Here is an 18982-nt window from a genome sequence, read left to right on the forward strand (position 1 = left end):
TGTCCACCTATTTTTGGTGGACACTTCATGCATCAGAGCACTGCGCCTCAGAAGGCGCACAGAAATTCGCGCTTACGTTGAAGCGGGTGAGCACCAACTTTCAATTCCCGCTCGTTTTCTGCTGCTGATTCAGCCTTTCGACCCGGCCTCCTGGATCGCTACCAGTGAGTCAAGTATGTTCTTTCGCCGAGTGGCTTTCTGCCGAAGCGCTGCAAAGCATTCGAACAAGCCAGCGATATCCCCTTCGGTAACGGTGTGGCGCGATATCTTCTCGCTGCCAAGTGTCAGAGCTGTCGGCAGCCACGTCGATTTACTCAATTCCAACGAGACGAATATTGCGCCAAGATCGACGGGGCTAGTGGTCTGCGCTTGAGTTTGATCTGCTGTTGTCGGCATGATTGGTCTCCAGAGAGTTTTCTAGCGACCCCACTCTGCCATGGTGCATGGCCGTTACTCACCCCTGATGGAATCTCAAGAGCAATGAGGTAGATACCGAGGCAAATACCTGCTGAAGCACCTCTTCTACGGAGACATTGCCGAAATGCCCACACAGCTCGTCTCTTGCCTTTTACCTGCGAACCGGGAGAGCTTACGCACATGATTTTGACTATTGCCATCTCGGGTTATCGTTCGATTCGTAACCTAGTCTTGCCGCTTGAAAAACTTACGGTCGTGACCGGCGCGAACGGTTCGGGAAAATCGAGTTTCTATCGCGCGCTGAGACTTCTCGCTGATGTTGCGCAGGGAAAGGCGATTGCTTCATTGGCAGCAGAGGGTGGGCTGCAATCGACGGTCTGGGCGGGGCCAGAGGCTTTCTCGCGTGGCATGAAGGATGGTAGCCTGCCGGTGCAGGCGACGGTGAGGAGGAACCCAATCGCACTTAAACTGGGGTTCGCTTCGGAAGATTACGGCTATGCCATCGATCTCGGCCTGCCGGTTCCACCGCCTCCGCCTAGCTATTTTTCGCTTGATCCGGTCATCAAGGCGGAGGCTGTCTGGGTAGGTGAAGTGCTGAGCCGCCGCAATGTTTTTGCAGAGCGAACAGGACCTGCGGTAACCTCGCTTTCAGCGAATGGCCGACGTGAAGTCTTGCTTCATGATCTCCCAACGTTCGAAAGCATGATGACGCATTCGGCTGATCCGAAGAACCTTCCCGAACTGCTTTATCTTCGCGCCCGCATGAGTGGTTGGCGCTTTTACGATCACTTCCGCACCGATCCTTCCGCTCCTGTCCGGCAGATGCAGATTGGTACCAGAACGCCGGTGTTATCATCCGATGGTGCCGATCTGGCCGCAGCCGTCGCGACGATCCTGGAGATTGGAGATGCAGCGGGCTTTCATGCGGCAATAGAAGATGCATTTCCCGGCACCTCCATCGAGATTAGTGAGGATCGTGGTCGCTTTGAGCTTCTGATGCGGCAGGAGGGTTTGTTGCGACCGCTCTCAACTGCCGAATTGTCGGATGGCACATTGCGTTATCTGTTACTTGTCGCTGCACTTATGACACCCCGACCTCCGTCCCTTATGGTGCTAAACGAACCCGAGGCCAGTCTGCATCCGAGCCTCCTGGCGCCCCTGTCGCGCCTAGTCCTGCGGGCGTGCGAACGGTCGCAGATCATTGTCGTTTCCCATGCGGACGAACTGGTGTCGGGCTTAATCGCCGAGGGCGGAGCTCTGATGGTGACACTCAACAAAGTACTCGGCGAAACTATAACGGCAGGGATCGATTCGCCCGCTTGGGCTTGGCCTGGACGCTGAGGTTCCGGCATCCACCGGTTGCTCGCGAGTGTGCAAACCGCATCGAGTCCTTTATTATCTTAGTAGTGCCTTCGTGTGCTCAATCTGTGCCAAGCCCGTCCCCTTATTGGTGGATGGCCTCAGTGGTGAAGCATCTCGCGCAGAGCATCCGTTACCAGATTGTGATCTTCGACATTGGGCAATCCACTGACAGCGATCGAGCCAATCAGTGTGCCGCCCTTGAGGATAAGCGGCACTCCGCCGCCGCTCGCAACATAATCAGCGACCGGAAGCCGAAACTTTTCATTGAAATCGTACTTGCTCTCTTCAGCTTCAAGCCTGATTTGCAGCGAGCTGCGGTGGAACCGATGCGCCACCGCGCACTTGCGACGGGTCCAGTCAAAATTGTCGATTGTTGCTCCACCCACCAGCGTGGCGAACACAACGTCGGTTCCATGTCTCACCTGGATTGCCACTGGCAGACCATCCTGGTGCGCACGCGATCGAATGCGGCTGCCAAGCTCCCAAGCAAAGTCGTAATCAAACCGGTCCAGCCTGATCGCGTTCTGTTCATCCACAAGTTCCGCGATACTTGGTGTTCTCAACATTATCCGATGCTCCTTCAGGTTTACATTCTTGCCAGTCGCGGCTTGCCGCCCACCGGCAGGCCCGGAATGCGGTAAATTTCTTCCAGCGCCGCCAATGTATGCAAAGGAATGCTTTCGCTACACTCTATTCGAGGCAATATCCATGCGTCGTCAAACGAATAGTTCCAGCCTTCCGAGCCCTGTTTATTTTGCCACGTACGGGTCTCTTCGAAAATGTCTGCGGGGGTCCTCCCGTCTCAAGACCTACCGCTGAATTTCAATTTCAGGGTTTTGTCGTTCATCAATTGCGCCATGAATCGCTGGTTGTGATCTCATGACCAAGCATGTTCAAAAGACGCGTTAAAAACGACCGAAGCGGAAAGTTAGATATACATGCGGCAGCCTCGCATAGCCATAATTCTTGACGAGAACACCAGCTCAGGCGGAACTCGTTATGAAGCAGCCAAGAGATATTTTCGCGGGGTAAGGGACGCGGGCAATATACCGTTCGGTATCCCATATCTCCCTGAGGTTGTGGACATTGTTTTGAACGAATTCGATGGCTTGGTATCTGTTGGTGGCCGGTATGCTTACCCCGACGACTGGTACATAGCCGGTGAAGTCTCTAAAGCGCCACGATCGGAACGCTTTGACGTTGAAAGGGCAATCGTTGAGGCCTAACTGGAGAGAAATAAGCCGGTCCTCGGCATATGCGCCGGAATGCAGATGCTCGCTTGCCTGAACGGATGTCGTCTCACTCCGAATCTGCGCGCCTCGTTTCCGGATGCGAATGAACATGACATGCGGGACCCTCTTCATACCGTCGAGATTCTTCCCGGTTCGCAACTGGCTCAGATCATTTGCATGCCTCATATCGAAGTGAATACGTTCCATCGTGAAGCGATCGTACAATTGTCGCCAGCGGTTATGGCGAGCGCTCATTCTGAAGACGGTATCGTCGAGGCCATCGAAGTCTTTTTCAGCTCGTTTGCGATTGGCCTTCAATGGCACCAGGAACTGTTCACCCAACTGGACCATCCAGGAAATTCGGTATTTCGCGGTCTCGTAGAAGCGGCGTCCTAGCGGCCAATAAGTCACTCACTGCCGGTGCGATTCCCCAAAATAGGATGTAATGAAGCAGCCCTGCCGGATACTTTGGCTGCTCAGAGCTGAGGCCGACAGGTCCATCCCATTGGGGGCCGGGTTAACGATGACGGCACTCTGATCGGTGGCGGATGGACGATGTTTCCGCAGATGAGGCTTCGGTCATTGCCAGCTGGCAAGAAGGCCTTCAAGTGTTGCACGATCCTCTTTGTCCAGACGTGCAAGTCCTGGCGCTCGAACGGGACCGACCGCAAGCCCCAGGATTTCCATCGCTTCCTTCACCACCGTCACATTGGCACCGTTTCGATATCGTGTCCGCAGCCGTTCGAACAACTCGATCTTTTCAACGATCTTCCTGGCAGCCGAGAAATCGCCGGCCGTCAGGGCATCATGAACTTGCAGGGAAAATTGCGGTGCGACATTGACGAGACCGGATGTGAAACCGCGGGCGCCGACGGCGCAGAAGGCGGGCGCCCAGCTTTCCGCCAGTCCGCAGACGTAGAGTGCGCCATTCGGATCAGAAGCGGCAATCGCGCGCGACAGAAGCATGATGTCCGTCGTCGCAAACTTGATACCTGCGACATTCGGGTGGCTGGAAAGCCTGACCATGTCATCGACTGAAAACCCGTCGGCACGGACATAGGCCACCAGCGGCAACTCACTGCCCTCTGCCAGGCCGATAAAATAGTCGATCTGCGACTGCGGGGCTGCGAAGGGGTCGACCGGCTGATGTGACATGACGGCGGAGGCGCCCATTTCTCTGGCTTGTCGCGCCATGGACAGGGCCTCCCGCTGCGAACGTCCAATCGCGGCTGTAACGGGAGCTTGCCCGCTCACCCCTTCAATCGCAGCTTCGTAGACCTTGAGAATTTCGGCGGGCGTCAAAGCGTAAAACTCGCCTGTATTGCCTGCGGCAACGATATTGTGGATGCCCGCCCTTGCAACACGGGCATAGGCTTCGGTTGTGACACCTATATCGACTTCCCCGTCTGTCTCGTAAGCCGTTACGGGGACGCCGGAAATGCCGTGCAGAGCCTGGCGAAAATCGAATGTTGTCATCAACTGGGTTCCTTAAAAATCAAAGGGCGTCTTCAGATGGAAAACTTGTGAATGGCTGCACCCGCGACAGGTGCATCAAACGCAACAAGCGTGCCTGCGGTGGTTGTTCCGTTCGTTTCGGTCACGAGGCTCGTGAGATAGATCGTTTTGAGATCCGGGCCGCCAAAACACGGCATCGTCGGCCCCTTGAATGGCAGCCTATAGATCTCGAATAATTCGCCATCCGGTGAAAAGCGATTGAGACGTCCGGCCTGAACGCCGGCGCTCCAGTAACAGCCTTCGCAATCGGTCGCTGCGCCATCCGGCCTGCCTTCGTCGGACGCGAAATCATGAAGGCGTTCGGCCGGACCGATTTTGCCGGTCGCGGCATCGAAATCGAATGCTTGAAACATCAGGCCGCTGCTGTCGGAATGATACATCCGCTTTCCATCGGGGCTCCAGGCAAGTCCGTTTGAAGTGAACATGTCCCCATCGATGATACGCTCGAAGCCACCGTCAGGTGCGACACGGTAGAGCCTCGCATTGCCGGTCGGCACGGCGGCCTCATCGCGGGTGCCCACCCAGAAATACCCGTCCGGGCCAACCTTGCCATCGTTGAGGCGGCTGTCGGGCCGACCTTCATCCGGGTCACACAGAAGGTCGAGCTTGCCGTTTGCCGGATCGAGCAGGTGCACGCCGGTCTTGAGGCCGGCCACGATCAGGCCGTTGTCGCAAAGACCGAGACAGCCGACCTGGGCGGGCATATCGTATCTGTCGAGCTTTCCGTCCGCGCGCAGGCGGAAAATGGCGGGAGCGAGAATGTCCACGAACCACAGGTCGCCGGTTCGCTCGTCCCATGTGGGCGATTCACCAACCTTCAACGGCGTATCGATGAGGGTACGCAGCTTCGGTTCTATGATGCGCGGCTGGCTCACTGATTACTCTCCATCGCCTTTTTACGGCCTCGTCTTTCGAATTGCTGGAACGGTGCTAGCTGCCGACGCCCTGAAACATGCGGGCGCGTGCTTTCAGGATGTGGTCTTTCATTGCGTCATGCGCAGCCTGCTCCCGCCGCGCGAAAATCGCTTCGACGATCAAGGTATGCTCGTTCTGCACCTCGCGCACATGCTGCGGTGTACGCTTGAGGCTGAGGCTGCGTGTCACCGACTGGCCGATTGCGAAATGAGGTTTGAACCATATCCGTACCGTGATGTGGAACTGGTTATGGCTCGCCCTGGCAATGGCTTCGTGCAGCGCAAAGTCCTCGTTCGCGCCAAGTTCGTTGCGCTCGAGGCACTGCTCCAATGCGGCAATGGCCTGTTCGATCCGCGATTTGTCGGCCGCTTGCCAGTTTCGTGCCGCAAGCTCCGCAGCAGAGGCCTCAAGACCGGACCGGAACTCGAAAAAGCGCTGTACGTCGGCCAGCGAGCCGACCGGTACCTGTTGCAACACAGAGGAATCCGGTTGCTGGCGCACATAGGAGCCTGAACCTTTCTGGGAAACGACAAGCTCGTCATTGCGCAGCCGCTCCAGCGCTTCACGCACAACCGGCCGCGATGCTCCGAACAAAGACGCCAGATTTTGCTCCGACGGCAGCCGCTCGTTCACGGGAAACCGCCCGTCCGAAATCATGCCAACGATCTTTTCGTAGACAATGTCGCTGAGCCGGGTCTCGCCTCGCGCAGCCGACGATGTAGTCGTATTGTCCATCAGCACACCTTTCGTTGCAAATCGCTGAAGTTGAACGGTTTCCTGTATGTCATCCGCAACAGAAATACCGGAGTTTTATCAGCGGGGGCGCTGCCGTTCCGATCTTTATCGTCGAGCCTGTTTTCGAAAACTGGGCCTACGAATAAAAAATATGTAAAAATCTGTCAATACTTGTAATCATCTGAAAACGTCCATATGGTCTGCCTGCCGATGGAGGATCGGTGCGCTGGCTGGCCTGGTGGGCTGTTGCGACACAGTGAAAGCCGTTTCGCTGCCGGTGATTTTTTGGGAGGATAATCGATGCGCGATGGCGATACATTTTCACTGGGCGTAACGCGCCGAACCTTTGTGGCGGGGCTTGGCGGCGTCGCCGCGCTTTCCGTCATCGGGACCTCGGCGAAAGCTGCGGCCGGCAAGGAAGCGCCCGAACTGGCAGCCCTGGTGAAAGACGGCAAATTGCCGCCCCTGGCCGAGCGTCTGCCGAAAAATCCGATGGTGGTGACGCCACACGAGAAAATCGGCACCTATGGCGGCACGCTCCGCCGAGGCCTGCGCGGCTCTTCGGACCACAATGGCATCCTGCGCATGGTCGGCAATCAGGGACTGGTTCGCTGGAACATGGACTTCACCGAAGTCCTGCCGAACCTGGCCGAGAAATGGGAGGTTAACGAGGACGCTACGCAGTTCACCTTCCATCTGTTGCAGGGGGCGAAATGGTCGGATGGCCATCCCTTCACTGCGGATGACGTCGTGTTTGCCATTGAGGACTGCATCAAGAACAAGGAACTCTATAGCGCCACGCCGGCGCAGCTTTCCGTTGCAGGCAAAGCGGTCGACGTCGAAAAAGTCGATGATTTCACGGTAAAGTTCAAATTCGCGGCGTCCAATGCGCTCTATCTCGAGAACCTGGCCACGCCGCTTGGTCAGCACCCAACGTTGTTTCCCAAGCATTATTGCAGCAAATTCCTGCCGAAATACAACACGTCGCTCGATGCCGATGTGAAGGCTGCGGGCGTATCAAGCTGGACGGAACTGTTCCGGGCCAAGTGCGGCGATATCGAAATTCCGTCCCGCTGGTCGAATGTCGACAAGCCGACGCTTGACCCATGGGTGGTCAAGGAACCCTATTCCGGCGGCGCGACGCGGGTTGTTATGACCCGTAACCCTTACTTCTGGCAGGTCGATACTGAAGGCAATCAACTGCCCTACATTGATGAAGTCAACTTCGGCATTTCGCAGGATGTCGAATCGCTGATGTTGAACGTCATTTCCGGCAAGATCGACATTCAGGAGCGCCATATCAGCGTGCTGGCCAACAAGCCGACCCTGTCGCAGAACATGAAAAAGGGCGACTACCGCCTGCTGACGCTGGTGCCATCAGCCGCACAGCAATGCCAGATTTACCTGAACATCACCCATAAAGACCCGGAAATGCGCAAGATGTTCGGCGACAAGTCGTTCCGTCAGGCGTTGTCCATCGCGCTCAACCGGCAGGAAATCATCGACATCGTCTATTTCGGTCAGAGCGAGGGGTATCAGGCCGGGCCACGCCCGACACATCCCTGGTATAATGAAAAGCTGGCGCGTCAGTACACCGAGTACGATGCCGACAAGGCGAACGATCTTCTCGACAAGGCCGGTTACGACAAGAAGAACGGCAACGGCATGCGGCTGCGGCCTGACGGTCAACCGATCTTCTTCTCGATCGATGTCATACCGACCCTTTATCCCGATCTTGTCGATGCGCTGGAACTGGTGAAGGCGCAGTGGGCGCAGATCGGCGTCGATATCAAGGTCAACACCATCGAACGCGCGCTTTATTATACGCGCGGCGACGATAACGCTCATGACGCGGCGGTCTGGCCGGGTCCGGGCGGTCTCGATCCGATGCTCGATCCACGCGACTTTTTCGCGTTCCACCCGCAGGGATCGCGCTACGCCATTCCGTGGGCGCTCTGGTACACGTCCAACGGCCAGAAGGGTGAAGAGCCGCCCGAAAGCCAGAAGAAACGCTTCAAACTGTTTGACGAGGCGCGTTCGACAGCCGACCTTGCCAAGCGCGGCGAGAAGATGAAGGAAATCTTCGATATTGCGGCCGAAGAGTTCGAGACGATCGGTCTTTGCCTTGCGGTGGGTGGTTTCGGTATCATCCGCAACAATCTGCGCAATGTGCCGGAGAAAGAACCCGACAGCTGGTCGTGGCCCAACCCCGGCCCGGCGTTGCCGCAACAGTTCACCTTCACAAGCTGACACCGCCACATGGGCGTCGCTGCCTTAAAGCGGCGACGCCTCTCAGGTTGTTTCGACCACCGACAACCCGACTTTCCGGTGAAAGGCGGCGCGTGCGGTATAATGTGATTGCGAGAGCGACATGCTGCTATTTATCGTAAAACGCCTGCTGTGGATGATACCGTCCCTGTTCGCCGTCAGTTTTCTTGCCTTTGTCCTGATCCAGTTGCCGCCCGGCGATTATGTGACGACCTACATCGCCACACTGGCTGCCTCCAACGAGGTCATCGACCACAATACGGCGGCGCAGCTGCGTGAACGCTTCGGCCTCGATGACCCGATGATCATGCAATATCTGAAATGGATATGGGGCATTATCAGTCGCGGCGATTTCGGCATCTCGTTCGAGTGGCAGCAGCCCGTTTCCGGCCTCATCTGGGAGCGCATGGCGCTGACGCTGGTTCTGGCCCTCGCAAGTCTTCTCGCAACCTGGGCCATTGCGCTTCCCATCGGCGTTTTCTCCGCCGTGCGCAAATATTCGATCGGCGATTATCTCTTTACCGCCTTCTCGTTTTTTGGCCTTTCCATACCGTCATTTTTGCTGGCGCTGGTGCTGATGTATGTCGCGGCGGTCGAATTCGGGGCCGATGTCGGCGGGCTGTTTTCTCCGGAGTATGAGACTGCCTCGTGGAGCATCGCCAAGATGGTGGATCTGATGGCCCATATCTGGCTGCCGGTCGCTATCCTTGCTGTGTCCTCCACGGCAAGCCTCATCCGCGTCATGCGTGCCAACATGCTGGACGAATTGCCCAAACCCTATGTGACCACCGCGCGCGCAAAGGGATTGTCCGAGTTCCGGCTGTTGACGAAATATCCTTTGAGAATTGCGCTCAACCCGTTCATTTCCACGATTGCATGGCTGTTGCCCAATCTCATTTCAGGCTCTGTGGTGGTCGCCATCGTGCTCAATCTGCCCACTGCGGCTCCGCTGCTTTTGCAGTCGCTGATGGCGCAGGACATGTATCTCGCCGGCGCTTTCGTGCTTCTGATCTGCGCGCTGACGTTGATCGGATCGCTTATCAGCGACATCCTGCTTGCGCTGGTCGATCCGCGCATCCGTCTCGAATAGGAGGCCGCCATGAGCGATATCGCCGTTACCACCACTATCCGGCCAGACCGTGCCGCCGTCGCCTCGCAGTGGCAGCTCATCTGGTGGGCGTTCAAACGCCACAGGCTGGCCATGGCCGCCCTGTTCGTCACAATAGCCATGTATGTCGTTGCGCTCATCCCCGGATTTTTCGCCATAAACGATCCGGTGTTGCAGAATGCGCGCGCCACCTTCCATCCGCCGCAGAGCGTGCATTTCATCGACAGGACCGACGGTTTCTCGTTCGGACTGCATTATTATCCGCTGAAGCTGACGCGCGATCCTGAGACGCTGGCGGCGGTGTTCGTCGAAGATACGGGCAAGAAAATCCCGATCCAGCTTTTCGGTCGCGGTTACGAATATTCCGTGTTTGGCCTGTTCACCACGGATATCCATCTGCTGGCCTCCACCGACAAAACGCGGCCGCTCTTTCTTTTCGGTGCGGACCGTCTTGGCCGCGATGTCTTCAGCCGTGTCGTACAGGGGTCGCAGATTTCCCTGTCGATCGGCCTCGTGGGCGTGTTTTTCTCGCTTCTGCTCGGCGTCGTCCTCGGTGGTATCTCGGGATATTATGGCGGCCGTATCGATTTCGTCATGCAGCGCGTGATCGACTTCGTTTTGTCGCTGCCCACCATTCCCATCTGGCTGGCGCTTGCCGCCGCCCTGCCGCAGGGCTGGCCGGCAACCCTTCAATACATGATGATCACCATCATCCTGTCCTTGACCGGCTGGGCCCAGCTTGCCCGCGTCGTGCGGGGCAGGTTCCTGTCGCTGAGGACGGAAGAATTCGTGGCTGCTGCCCGGCTGGATGGCGTACCGGAAGGGCGCATCATTTTCCGCCATATGCTGCCCAGTTTTTCGAGCCACATCATTGCCTCGGTCACCTTGGCTGTTCCGGCAATGATCCTTGCGGAAACCTCGCTGTCCTTCCTCGGCCTTGGCCTCCAGCCGCCCACCATCTCCTGGGGCGTGCTTCTTCGCGAGGCGCAGAACATTCGCTCGATCGCAACGGCGCCGTGGCTGTTCCTGCCCGGCGTGGCGGTGGTCGTGGCCGTCATGGCGCTCAATCTCCTGGGTGACGGTCTGCGTGACGCAGCCGATCCCTACAACAAGTGAGGCCCCGGATGAGCGATATCCTTTCCATGAAGCCCGCCAGACCCCTGCTCGAAGTTCGCAATCTGGTGACCGAATTTCCCGTCAGAAACGGTGTTTTCCGCGCGGTCGACGACCTGTCTTTTTCCATCGATCCCGGCAAGACGCTCTGCGTCGTCGGCGAAAGCGGCTCCGGCAAATCCGTCACCGCCCGCTCAATCCTGCAGATCATCGACAGCCCCGGCCACATCGCGTCGGGATCGATCATCCTCAACCGCGCCGATGGCACGTCGCTCGATCTGGCAAAGCTCGATCCGCGCAGCCGGGCCATCCGCTCGGTGCGCGGCGCAGACATTGCGATGATTTTTCAGGAGCCGATGTCGTCGCTGTCCCCGGTTCACACTGTCGGCGACCAGATAACCGAGGTCCTGCGTCTGCATTTGAAGATGAGCAAGGCACAGGCGCGGACTGAGGCCATCGAGCTGCTGCGCCAGGTGGAAATTCCCAATCCCGAAAAGGCGCTGGATCGCTATGCCTTTCAGTATTCGGGCGGCATGCGTCAGCGCGCCATGATTGCCATGGCGCTGGCCTGCAAACCGCAGCTGCTGATCGCCGACGAACCGACGACGGCGCTTGATGTCACCACACAGGCCGAAATCCTCGACCTGATATCAAGGCTGCAAAAGGCGCATGGCATGGCTGTGCTGTTCATCACCCATGACATGGGCGTGGTGGCGCAGATTGCCGACGACGTGCTGGTCATGCATCACGGCGTCGCTAAGGAATACGGCACGGTCGATGAGATATTCCACAGCCCGCAGGACCCCTATACCCGCATGTTGATCGGCTCCGTTCTGAAGCTGGAGCAAAAAGCGGAGATCAGGCTCGCACGGCCTCCGCTCGATCTTACCGCAGCGCCTGTCCTCGAGGTAAAGGACCTCTCCATGCACTTCGGAGAAATGAAGGCGCTGGACGGCGTGTCGATCAAACTTCTTCCGGGCGAGACGCTTGGTATCGTGGGAGAGAGTGGTTCCGGCAAGACCACGATGGGCCGCTCCATCATGCGCCTTTACGATCCGACCGGCGGCGAGATGCTCTACCGCCGGTCGGACGGCTCGGTGGTCGATCTCGCCAAGATCGAAGGTGCCGAACTGAAGGCGGCACGGCGCGAGTTGCGCATGGTTTTTCAGGATCCGTTCGGTTCGCTCAACCCGCGTATGACGGTGGCACAGGTTATCGGTGAGCCATTGCTGGTCAACGGTATTGCCAGGGGCAAGGAGCTTGATGAACGCGTCTGCGCGCTGATGGAGCAGGTAGGTCTGGAGCCCGCCGGGCGTGAACGTTACCCGCATGCCTTTTCGGGCGGCCAGCGCCAGCGCATCGGCATCGCCCGCGCCATCACGTTGAAGCCGCGCATCATCGTTGCGGATGAGGCGACATCGGCGCTCGATGTCTCGGTCCGGTTCCAGGTGCTGGATCTGCTCATGCGCCTGCAGGACGAGCTTGGGCTCGCATATATCTTCATCAGCCATGACATCGGCGTCATCCGCTACATGTGCGACCGCGTCGGGGTGATGTATCGCGGCAAGCTCGTCGAGGTGGGAGATGCGGAAAAAGTCTGCAACACGCCTGATCACCCTTATACGCAGGCCCTTCTTTCGGCCATTCCGCGCCCGGACCCGCGCGACCGCGACCGCACGAGAAGGTTCCGCTACGTCGAGCCGCCCGAGATCAAGAACGGAGCCGCCGCCAGATAACGGCGCGGCTGTCGCTTCTCGCAATTCAAGAGGAAGACCAAAGCATGAAAATCGATCGCATGCGGGTATTCGTTACCCGCGACAAGGACCGCCCCCGCGTCATCGTCGCTCTCGATACCGATGATGGTTTGACTGGTTGGGGCGAATGCTACAATCACGGCCCCGATCTCGCATTGCCCCCGGTTCTGGATTACCTCTACGGCTTCCTTGCCGGGGAGGATCCGACGCGGGTCGAATATCTCTACAATCTCCTCCTCCAGCAAAACCGCTTTCCGCCCGGAGCACTCGGGCTCTCGGCAATCTCCGCTCTCGACCATTGCCTTTGGGACCTTGCCGCCAAGGCGGCGGGGGTGCCTGTCTACAAGCTGCTCGGCGGCGAAGTACGTGACCGCATCAAGGTCTATGCCGGCGTCTACACGGCGCCGGATGCGCCGGCGGCAAAGGAAGAATTCGACCGTCTCAACGAGGACTGGGGGTTCACTGCCTTCAAGCTCAGCCCCTGGCGCGTCGATATTCACGCCCATCGCTGGGGGGAGGTGGTACGCAGTTCGGCCGAATATTTCCGCTCGCTTCGCGAAACGGTGCGGTCCGACTACGATATTGCCTTCGACGCCCATGCCAAGATTTTCGAGCCTGCCGCTGCCCGTCAGCTCGGCAATGCTCTTGCTCCTTACGATCCCCTGTTTTTTGAAGAGCCGTTGCGTCCGGAAAACATCGAGATGTGGGGAGACCTGAAGCAGGGGCTGAACTGCACGCTGGCCACGGGTGAAAGTCTTTATAACCGCAATGAATTCCTGCGTCTTCTACAAGTCCGGGGCGCGGATATCATTCAACCGGATATCTGCGTTGTCGGTGGTATGTCGGAAATGCGCCGCATCGCCACGCTTGCTGAAGCTCATTTCGTCAGCATTGCGCCGCACAACCCCATGGGTCCGCTGGCCACGGCCGTCAATGTCCATTTCTCCGCCGCCCAGCAGAATTTCCGTATTCTTGAATACAGGCTGCCGAAAGGGCAGTGCTACGTTTATGGTGGGACCGATCTCGAAAAACGCGAGGACGAAACGCGCTATGTCGTCGACCCTTATCTGCCAAAGGACGGATATCTGGAACTGAGACCGGATCGTCCGGGCTGGGGGGTCGAGATGGATGAAAAGGCCATGCAGGAAGATAGTTACGTTCATTGGCAAAGACGGGTACCGAAACGTCCCGATGGCTCCTATGCCTTTGCCTGAAACGGTTACGATTGCCTGCGGGCAGCTCTCAGCACGCCTGTGCCCCTCATGGGGCGGCAGGATGACCCATCTGCGCCACATGGATCATGGCGACATTCTGGTGCCGACAGCCGAAGAGGCTTTCGACCCGTTCAACTGGCCGAGGGCCGGTGCCTACCCGCTGTTTCCCTACCACAACCGGCTATATGGCGGCTCGTTCGTTCATGCGGGTATCCGCCATGATCTTCTCCCACATCCGGCCCTTGCGCCGGACGCCATGCATGGCCCCGCCCACCGTCGATCATGGGATATTTCCAGCCTGTCGTCCGATCGGTGCACACTGGTGCTTGACTATAAGGCGGATGAGGAATGGCCATTTTCCTTCCGCGCCGAGCAGTCTTTCGGGCTTGAGGACGAGTGTCTGACAGTGGAATTGTCCATAACCAGTCTGGCGGACAGGCCTGCCCCGGTTTCTCTTGGCTGGCATCCCTATTTTGCTGCCGGGCTCGGCTGCGACGCGCGCACGGATGCCAAGCTGCAATTTCCACTCGATGCGCGGAACGTGCCAACCGGCCAGCCAGCGGTGCCTCGCCCGGAACCTGCCATTCCTGCTAAGACGGGATACACCTTGCATTTCACTGATTGGTCAAATGCGCGTGTCGGGTCAGGCAGATTTTCGCTGCTGCTCGAGGCCGATCCCGTTTTTGGCCATCTCGCTGTCCACCGTATGGACCGCCATCTTTGTCTTGAACCTGTTTCCATGGCGGCCGGAGCGCTTGGCTTGCCGGAAACAAGCCGAAAAGGGCAGGGCGTCGAAACGATCTCGCCCGGCGAGCGACTGTCGGGGCGCATCAGGCTCTCCATCGATGCGGATCACGAACCCTGAAACAGATCGAAGTGGACAGGGGATAGTGATCGATGTCTGCGCAGTATCGAAATTTCTGGATCAGGCAAATTTCGTGAGCAATAGACGGTTCCGACCGGAAAATTGACGGCGGGCAAATTCCACGAAATCCAGAACCGCTTTGGACTCTTCGTTTGCCTGCCATCCAACAACCAGTTCCACCTCGTCCGGAATTTCCGTCAGCGGCCGATAGACGAGATGCGGGCTGAGATTGTGTGAAAGCCAGGATGGGGCAATCGCGATCCCGACACCTGCCGCAACAAGTGTTGCGATTGCAAGCGTGTGCGACACTTCCTGAACGACCATGGGATAAATGCCCGCACGGCGAAACGCGTCCATGATGACGTGGTGATAACTCGCACCCACCGTTGGCGCATAGATAATGATAGGCTCACCAGCGAAGTCCTTTACGCCGACATCCTGCTGGTCGGCAAGCCGATGATGCTTCGGCAGGACAGCGACAAAACCTTCTTTCAGCAGATGCTCTGTTTTCAGAAAACCCGCAGGGTTGGTGGGCCTGATAAAGGCAACCTGCACCTTTCCACTTTGCAGCATTTCCAACTGGCTTGCCGTTCCCAGCAACTGTACGTCCACCTGAATATTCGGGTATTTTTTGTGGAATTCGGCAATCACGCCCGGCAGCACGTGCGACAAAGCCACATGGACGCCGCTCACGTAAATCTTTCCACCATCGTCGCCAGAAATAGAACGGGTGTGCGTGACCGCCCGGTCGATGCCACCTAGAATTTCCATCGCGTGTCTAAGGAATATCTCTCCTGCGGGCGTCAGTTTCACGCTGCGCGTCGTGCGCAGGAAAAGGCGAGTTCCAATCCGTTCCTCAAGCTGACGTATCTGCTGGCTCAGGGGTGCCTGTGCCATGCCCAACTTGTCCGCCGCCCGGCTGAAATGCAGCTCCTCGGCAACGCAGACAAAATAATGAAGGTGACGAAACTCGATGCCATATTTCATATGCTACGAATATCAATGTACGGGCTATTTTGTAATAGATAATACTTTATTCCCGTGATTATCTTAAAAAAAATGAAAATAACGGGAATAGCTGAAACATCAGTTCCAGAAAACGGAGCGCCATGACACGATTCTGGTTGCTAAAAATATTGCGCACGGCTCTCACGCTGTGGTTTGTCGTTACGTTTACATTCGTCGTGCTGAGGACGTCCGGTGATCCGGTGGTTGCTCTTGTCGGCGTCGATGCCACGCCGGAGGAAGTCGAACAGTTCCGGGCGCTCTGGCGCCTGGACGATTCTCTCTGGCTTCAATATCTGCGCTATGTGGGGCAGATGGCCACGGGACAGTTCGGTATTTCTTACCGGGACGGCCGTGAAGTCATTGACATCATCGCCGAGCGAGTGCCCTGGACCATCATGCTGGGCCTGTTTGCCTATGCCGGTGCAATCCTCATCGGCATCCCCGCAGGTATTTTTGCCGCCATCAAGCGCGGGTCGCCGTTCGACAATCTGATCATGGCAACGGCAGTTTTCGGCTTCGCCATTCCCAATTTCTTTCTGGGAATTCTGCTTATTCTTTTGTTTTCCCTGGCTCTCCAGTGGTTGCCGAGTTCCGGTACCGGAACGATATGGCACCTGGTCATGCCTGCTTTGACATTGGCGACCTTTACCGCAGGTACGCTTGCCCGCTTCACCCGCTCGGCCATGCTGGAAGTGCTGGACAAGCTATACATCCGCGCAGCCGCTGCCAAAGGCGTCAGTTACTGGAAGCGCATCGTGTTCCACGCACTTCCCAATGCGGGCATCCCAATTATCACCATCATCGGTCTCAATCTGGGGGAACTTATCGGCGGCGCGATCGTGGTTGAGACGGTCTTTGCCTGGCCGGGCGTTGGGCGCCTGCTCGTCACGGCAGTGTCCTCTCGCGATCTTGCTGTGGTGCAGGGTCTAGTGCTGGTCATGGCGGTAACGATGGTCACGGCAAATCTCATCGTAGACCTGCTTTATGGTCTGCTTGACCCGCGCATTCGCGTCTCGAACTAGGACGAAAACGATGAAGCGCCGCTCTCCCATTCTCGTCTTTGCCATCGTCGTGCTGGTGCTGGCCGTATTTGTCGCCATCGTCGGCAATATTTTCACCTCCCACGGCGTAACGCAGCAGAACCTCCTCGCGCGTCTGAAGCCACCGGCCTTTCTCACAGGCGGCAATCCCGATTTTCCGCTCGGTACCGACCGTATTGGACGAGACATGGTGGCGCGTGTCATCGCCGCCTTGCAGATGTCACTCAGTGTCGCCATTGCGGGAACCATAATCGGCGCCGTTTTCGGATCGCTTATCGGCTTTGTTGCTGCGCATTTCCGTGGATGGGTGGATGAAGCGCTGATGATGCTGGTGGATTTTCAGGCGTCCCTCCCATTCATCCTCATCACGCTGACGCTGCTGGCCTTCTTCGGCAACAGCCTTGTGCTGTTTATCCTGCTGATGGGCCTGTTCGGGTGGGAAAAATATGCCCGTCTTTCGCGCGGCGTGGTGCTTTCGGCGGTCAATCAGCCTTATGCAAAGGCTATCGTTGCACTGGGTGCTGGAAACAGCCGGCTATATTTGCGGCATGTGCTGCCGAATGTGGCGAGCGCACTCATCGTTCAGGTCACTCTGACCTTCCCGCAAATCATCCTGCTTGAGACGTCGCTGAGCTTTCTGGGGCTGGGCATTCAGGCGCCGCAGACCAGTCTCGGCCAAATCCTCGGTGATGGTCGCGATTATCTTTCAACCGCCTGGTGGATTTCGGTCGTGCCCGGCACCGTGATTTTTCTCGTAACACTCTCGATGAGCATTGTCGGCGATTGGCTGCGTGATCGGCTGGATCCGATGCTGCAGGGCCGTAACGCATAAATAGAACACGACCAAGGAAGATGAACATGTTTACCAGACGTGAAGTTGGAAGTCTCATTCTTGCGGCAGGCGCAGCCACGGTCGCGGGTCGCGTGCCGATCGCCCATGCCCAACAACGACCGACACTCAATATTGCCGTTGATAACCTCTGGGCTACCATGGCCCCGATCAACGGCATCTCCACGACCTCTCGCCGTATCTTCCCGAATTTCTACGATACGCTCGTAGAGCGGGATTACATCAATGATGAAAACGGGCTGATCTTCGCTCCCAAGCTTGCCACGAAATGGGAGCAGAACGGAAATATCTGGACATTTACCCTGCGCGAGGGCGTGAAATTCCATGATGGCAGCGAAATGACGGCAGAAGACGCAGTCTTCACTCTGTCCCCGGAACGCTTATGGGGCGAAAAACCCTTCGAGCCGCGCGGCAAGACATTCACGGCCGGTTTCAAGCGCGTCGAGGCAACCGGAAAATATACGTTTGAAATCGAGACGGCCACGCCAGATCCAAATATCCCGAGCAAGCTCACCGGTTACGTCGGCTTCGTCGTGCCAAAGAAATACTATCTGGAAGTGGGCGTGGATGCCTTCGGCCAGAAACCCATTGGGACCGGCCCATACAAGGTCGAGACGTTCCGTTCCGGCGAGGTAATGGTGCTGGATGCATTCGATGATTATTGGGACGGCCCACCACCGGTGCAGAAGATCAACTGGAAGATCGTGCCGGAATTCGCAGCCCGCATGGCGGGTCTGGTATCCAGGGAGTTCGACTTCATCGTCAACATTCCGACGGACCAGGAAGCCACGCTCGAGGGATATGCGGGCGTGACGCTGAAGCGCGTGCTTGCTGACAATTATCCGGCGCTGGCTTTTAACACCCGGCCGGATCCCGTCGATAATCCGCTGGTCGACCCGAACCTGCGTTATGCGATGGTACAGGCCATCGACATGAACGCGATTGTCCAGGCCCTTTTCAATGGCACAACGGAACATCCGGCAGTGCCTTTCAACTTCAAGGAATATGGCAAGTTCTACGATCCGAACCTGCCCGTAAAACTGCCTTTTGATGTGGAAGCAGCCAAGGCGCTCGTCGCCAAGACGAAATACAAGGGCGAGACGCTGATCTGGCACATAACGCGTCAGTTCTATCCGAATTACGAAGCCGCTGCGGAGATCATGATCGAGCAATGGCGCGAAATCGGCGTCAATGTTCAGGCGCAGGTTCTTGACAATTTCGAACTGGTCTACCGCCGCCCGTACCACATGATGAACATGTCCATGAGCTCCGACTTCATTCCGGGCGACCCATATCAGCCGCTCTGGCTCGATTGGGGTCCGACGGCATCGCGCTCGACGGCGACCTGGAAAACCTGGGATCCGACGCCTGAATTCGTCGAGCTCGGCAAAAAGTTCGATGCGGCAACTGATTTCGAGGAGCGCAAGAAAGCTTATCTCGCTCTGTCGGATGAATGGCAGCGCGTTACGCCTGGCTACTATTTGTGGAAGAGCGTCTATAATTGCGCGCACCGCGCGGGCATTGAGTTCCGTTACAAACCGAACGGCGAAATGCGCATCTATGGCGATTACTTCAAGTTCGTATGA

The 18982-nt window shown here is 57.4% G+C and carries 16 protein-coding genes and 1 pseudogene; 11 read left to right on the forward strand and 6 right to left on the reverse strand.

All coding sequences use genetic code 11. The features are described from left to right. Window positions 1-132: 132 nt before the first annotated feature. A pseudogene (locus QSK43_RS17780) lies at window positions 133-396 on the reverse strand (IS110 family transposase); the annotation flags it as partial. Window positions 397-597: 201 nt separating this feature from the next. Here QSK43_RS17780 and QSK43_RS17785 point away from each other — a divergent pair. After that, a complete protein-coding gene (locus tag QSK43_RS17785) occupies window positions 598-1758 on the forward strand; it encodes an AAA family ATPase (RefSeq protein ID WP_332304571.1) in 1161 nt (386 codons plus the stop codon). Window positions 1759-1877: 119 nt separating this feature from the next. Here the strand turns inward: QSK43_RS17785 and QSK43_RS17790 are convergent, their stop codons facing one another. After that, window positions 1878-2345 carry a heme-degrading domain-containing protein gene (locus tag QSK43_RS17790; protein WP_332304572.1) on the reverse strand — a complete coding sequence of 156 codons (468 nt, stop codon included), beginning with the start codon at window positions 2343-2345 and terminating at the stop codon, window positions 1878-1880. 705 nt (window positions 2346-3050) lie between these two features. Here QSK43_RS17790 and QSK43_RS17795 point away from each other — a divergent pair. Further along, window positions 3051-3407, forward strand: a complete 357-nt coding sequence (locus tag QSK43_RS17795; protein WP_332304747.1) for a gamma-glutamyl-gamma-aminobutyrate hydrolase family protein — start codon at window positions 3051-3053, stop codon at window positions 3405-3407. A 183-nt stretch (window positions 3408-3590) separates the two neighbouring features. Here the strand turns inward: QSK43_RS17795 and QSK43_RS17800 are convergent, their stop codons facing one another. From QSK43_RS17800 to QSK43_RS17810, 3 genes are read right to left on the reverse strand one after another with little or no spacing between them, the layout of a single operon-like run. Further along, window positions 3591-4487 carry a dihydrodipicolinate synthase family protein gene (locus QSK43_RS17800; RefSeq protein WP_332304573.1) on the reverse strand — a complete coding sequence of 299 codons (897 nt, stop codon included), beginning with the start codon at window positions 4485-4487 and terminating at the stop codon, window positions 3591-3593. Window positions 4488-4519: 32 nt separating this feature from the next. Further along, window positions 4520-5401 carry an SMP-30/gluconolactonase/LRE family protein gene (locus tag QSK43_RS17805; protein ID WP_332304574.1) on the reverse strand — a complete coding sequence of 294 codons (882 nt, stop codon included), beginning with the start codon at window positions 5399-5401 and terminating at the stop codon, window positions 4520-4522. A gap of 55 nt (window positions 5402-5456) precedes the next feature. Further along, window positions 5457-6176 carry a FadR/GntR family transcriptional regulator gene (locus QSK43_RS17810; RefSeq protein ID WP_332304575.1) on the reverse strand — a complete coding sequence of 240 codons (720 nt, stop codon included), beginning with the start codon at window positions 6174-6176 and terminating at the stop codon, window positions 5457-5459. A gap of 300 nt (window positions 6177-6476) precedes the next feature. On the opposite strand from QSK43_RS17810, the gene QSK43_RS17815 reads away from it, so the two are divergent. From QSK43_RS17815 to QSK43_RS17840, 6 genes are all read left to right on the forward strand, one after another. Then, complete coding sequence (locus QSK43_RS17815) at window positions 6477-8426, forward strand: ABC transporter substrate-binding protein (RefSeq protein WP_045020731.1); 1950 nt, start codon at window positions 6477-6479, stop codon at window positions 8424-8426. A gap of 121 nt (window positions 8427-8547) precedes the next feature. After that, window positions 8548-9534: an ABC transporter permease gene (locus QSK43_RS17820; protein ID WP_045020733.1), complete on the forward strand. Its 987-nt coding sequence runs from the start codon at window positions 8548-8550 to the stop codon at window positions 9532-9534. Between the two features lie 9 nt (window positions 9535-9543). Then, window positions 9544-10668 carry an ABC transporter permease gene (locus QSK43_RS17825; RefSeq protein ID WP_332304576.1) on the forward strand — a complete coding sequence of 375 codons (1125 nt, stop codon included), beginning with the start codon at window positions 9544-9546 and terminating at the stop codon, window positions 10666-10668. Between the two features lie 8 nt (window positions 10669-10676). Next, complete coding sequence (locus tag QSK43_RS17830; protein WP_332304577.1) at window positions 10677-12401, forward strand: ABC transporter ATP-binding protein; 1725 nt, start codon at window positions 10677-10679, stop codon at window positions 12399-12401. 44 nt (window positions 12402-12445) lie between these two features. Then, on the forward strand, window positions 12446-13633 hold the full coding sequence (locus tag QSK43_RS17835; RefSeq protein WP_332304578.1) for a galactarate dehydratase: 1188 nt from the start codon (window positions 12446-12448) through the stop codon (window positions 13631-13633). Next, complete coding sequence (locus QSK43_RS17840; RefSeq protein ID WP_332304579.1) at window positions 13620-14498, forward strand: aldose 1-epimerase; 879 nt, start codon at window positions 13620-13622, stop codon at window positions 14496-14498. The genes QSK43_RS17835 and QSK43_RS17840 overlap by 14 nt, the downstream gene beginning before the upstream one ends. Before the next feature lie 60 nt (window positions 14499-14558). Here the strand turns inward: QSK43_RS17840 and QSK43_RS17845 are convergent, their stop codons facing one another. Continuing rightward, window positions 14559-15485 carry a LysR family transcriptional regulator gene (locus QSK43_RS17845; protein ID WP_045020741.1) on the reverse strand — a complete coding sequence of 309 codons (927 nt, stop codon included), beginning with the start codon at window positions 15483-15485 and terminating at the stop codon, window positions 14559-14561. 122 nt (window positions 15486-15607) lie between these two features. Between QSK43_RS17845 and QSK43_RS17850 the strand changes: the two genes are divergently transcribed. The 3 genes from QSK43_RS17850 to QSK43_RS17860 are packed head-to-tail and all read left to right on the forward strand — an operon-like array spanning window position 15608 to window position 18982. Then, window positions 15608-16528: an ABC transporter permease gene (locus QSK43_RS17850; protein WP_332304580.1), complete on the forward strand. Its 921-nt coding sequence runs from the start codon at window positions 15608-15610 to the stop codon at window positions 16526-16528. Between the two features lie 10 nt (window positions 16529-16538). Beyond that, complete coding sequence (locus tag QSK43_RS17855; protein ID WP_332304581.1) at window positions 16539-17378, forward strand: ABC transporter permease; 840 nt, start codon at window positions 16539-16541, stop codon at window positions 17376-17378. A 26-nt stretch (window positions 17379-17404) separates the two neighbouring features. Further along, window positions 17405-18982, forward strand: a complete 1578-nt coding sequence (locus QSK43_RS17860; protein ID WP_332304582.1) for an ABC transporter substrate-binding protein — start codon at window positions 17405-17407, stop codon at window positions 18980-18982.

Origin of the sequence: Rhizobium sp. GR12, assembly GCF_036596185.1 — a bacterium.
GTDB lineage: Bacteria > Pseudomonadota > Alphaproteobacteria > Rhizobiales > Rhizobiaceae > Agrobacterium > Agrobacterium nepotum.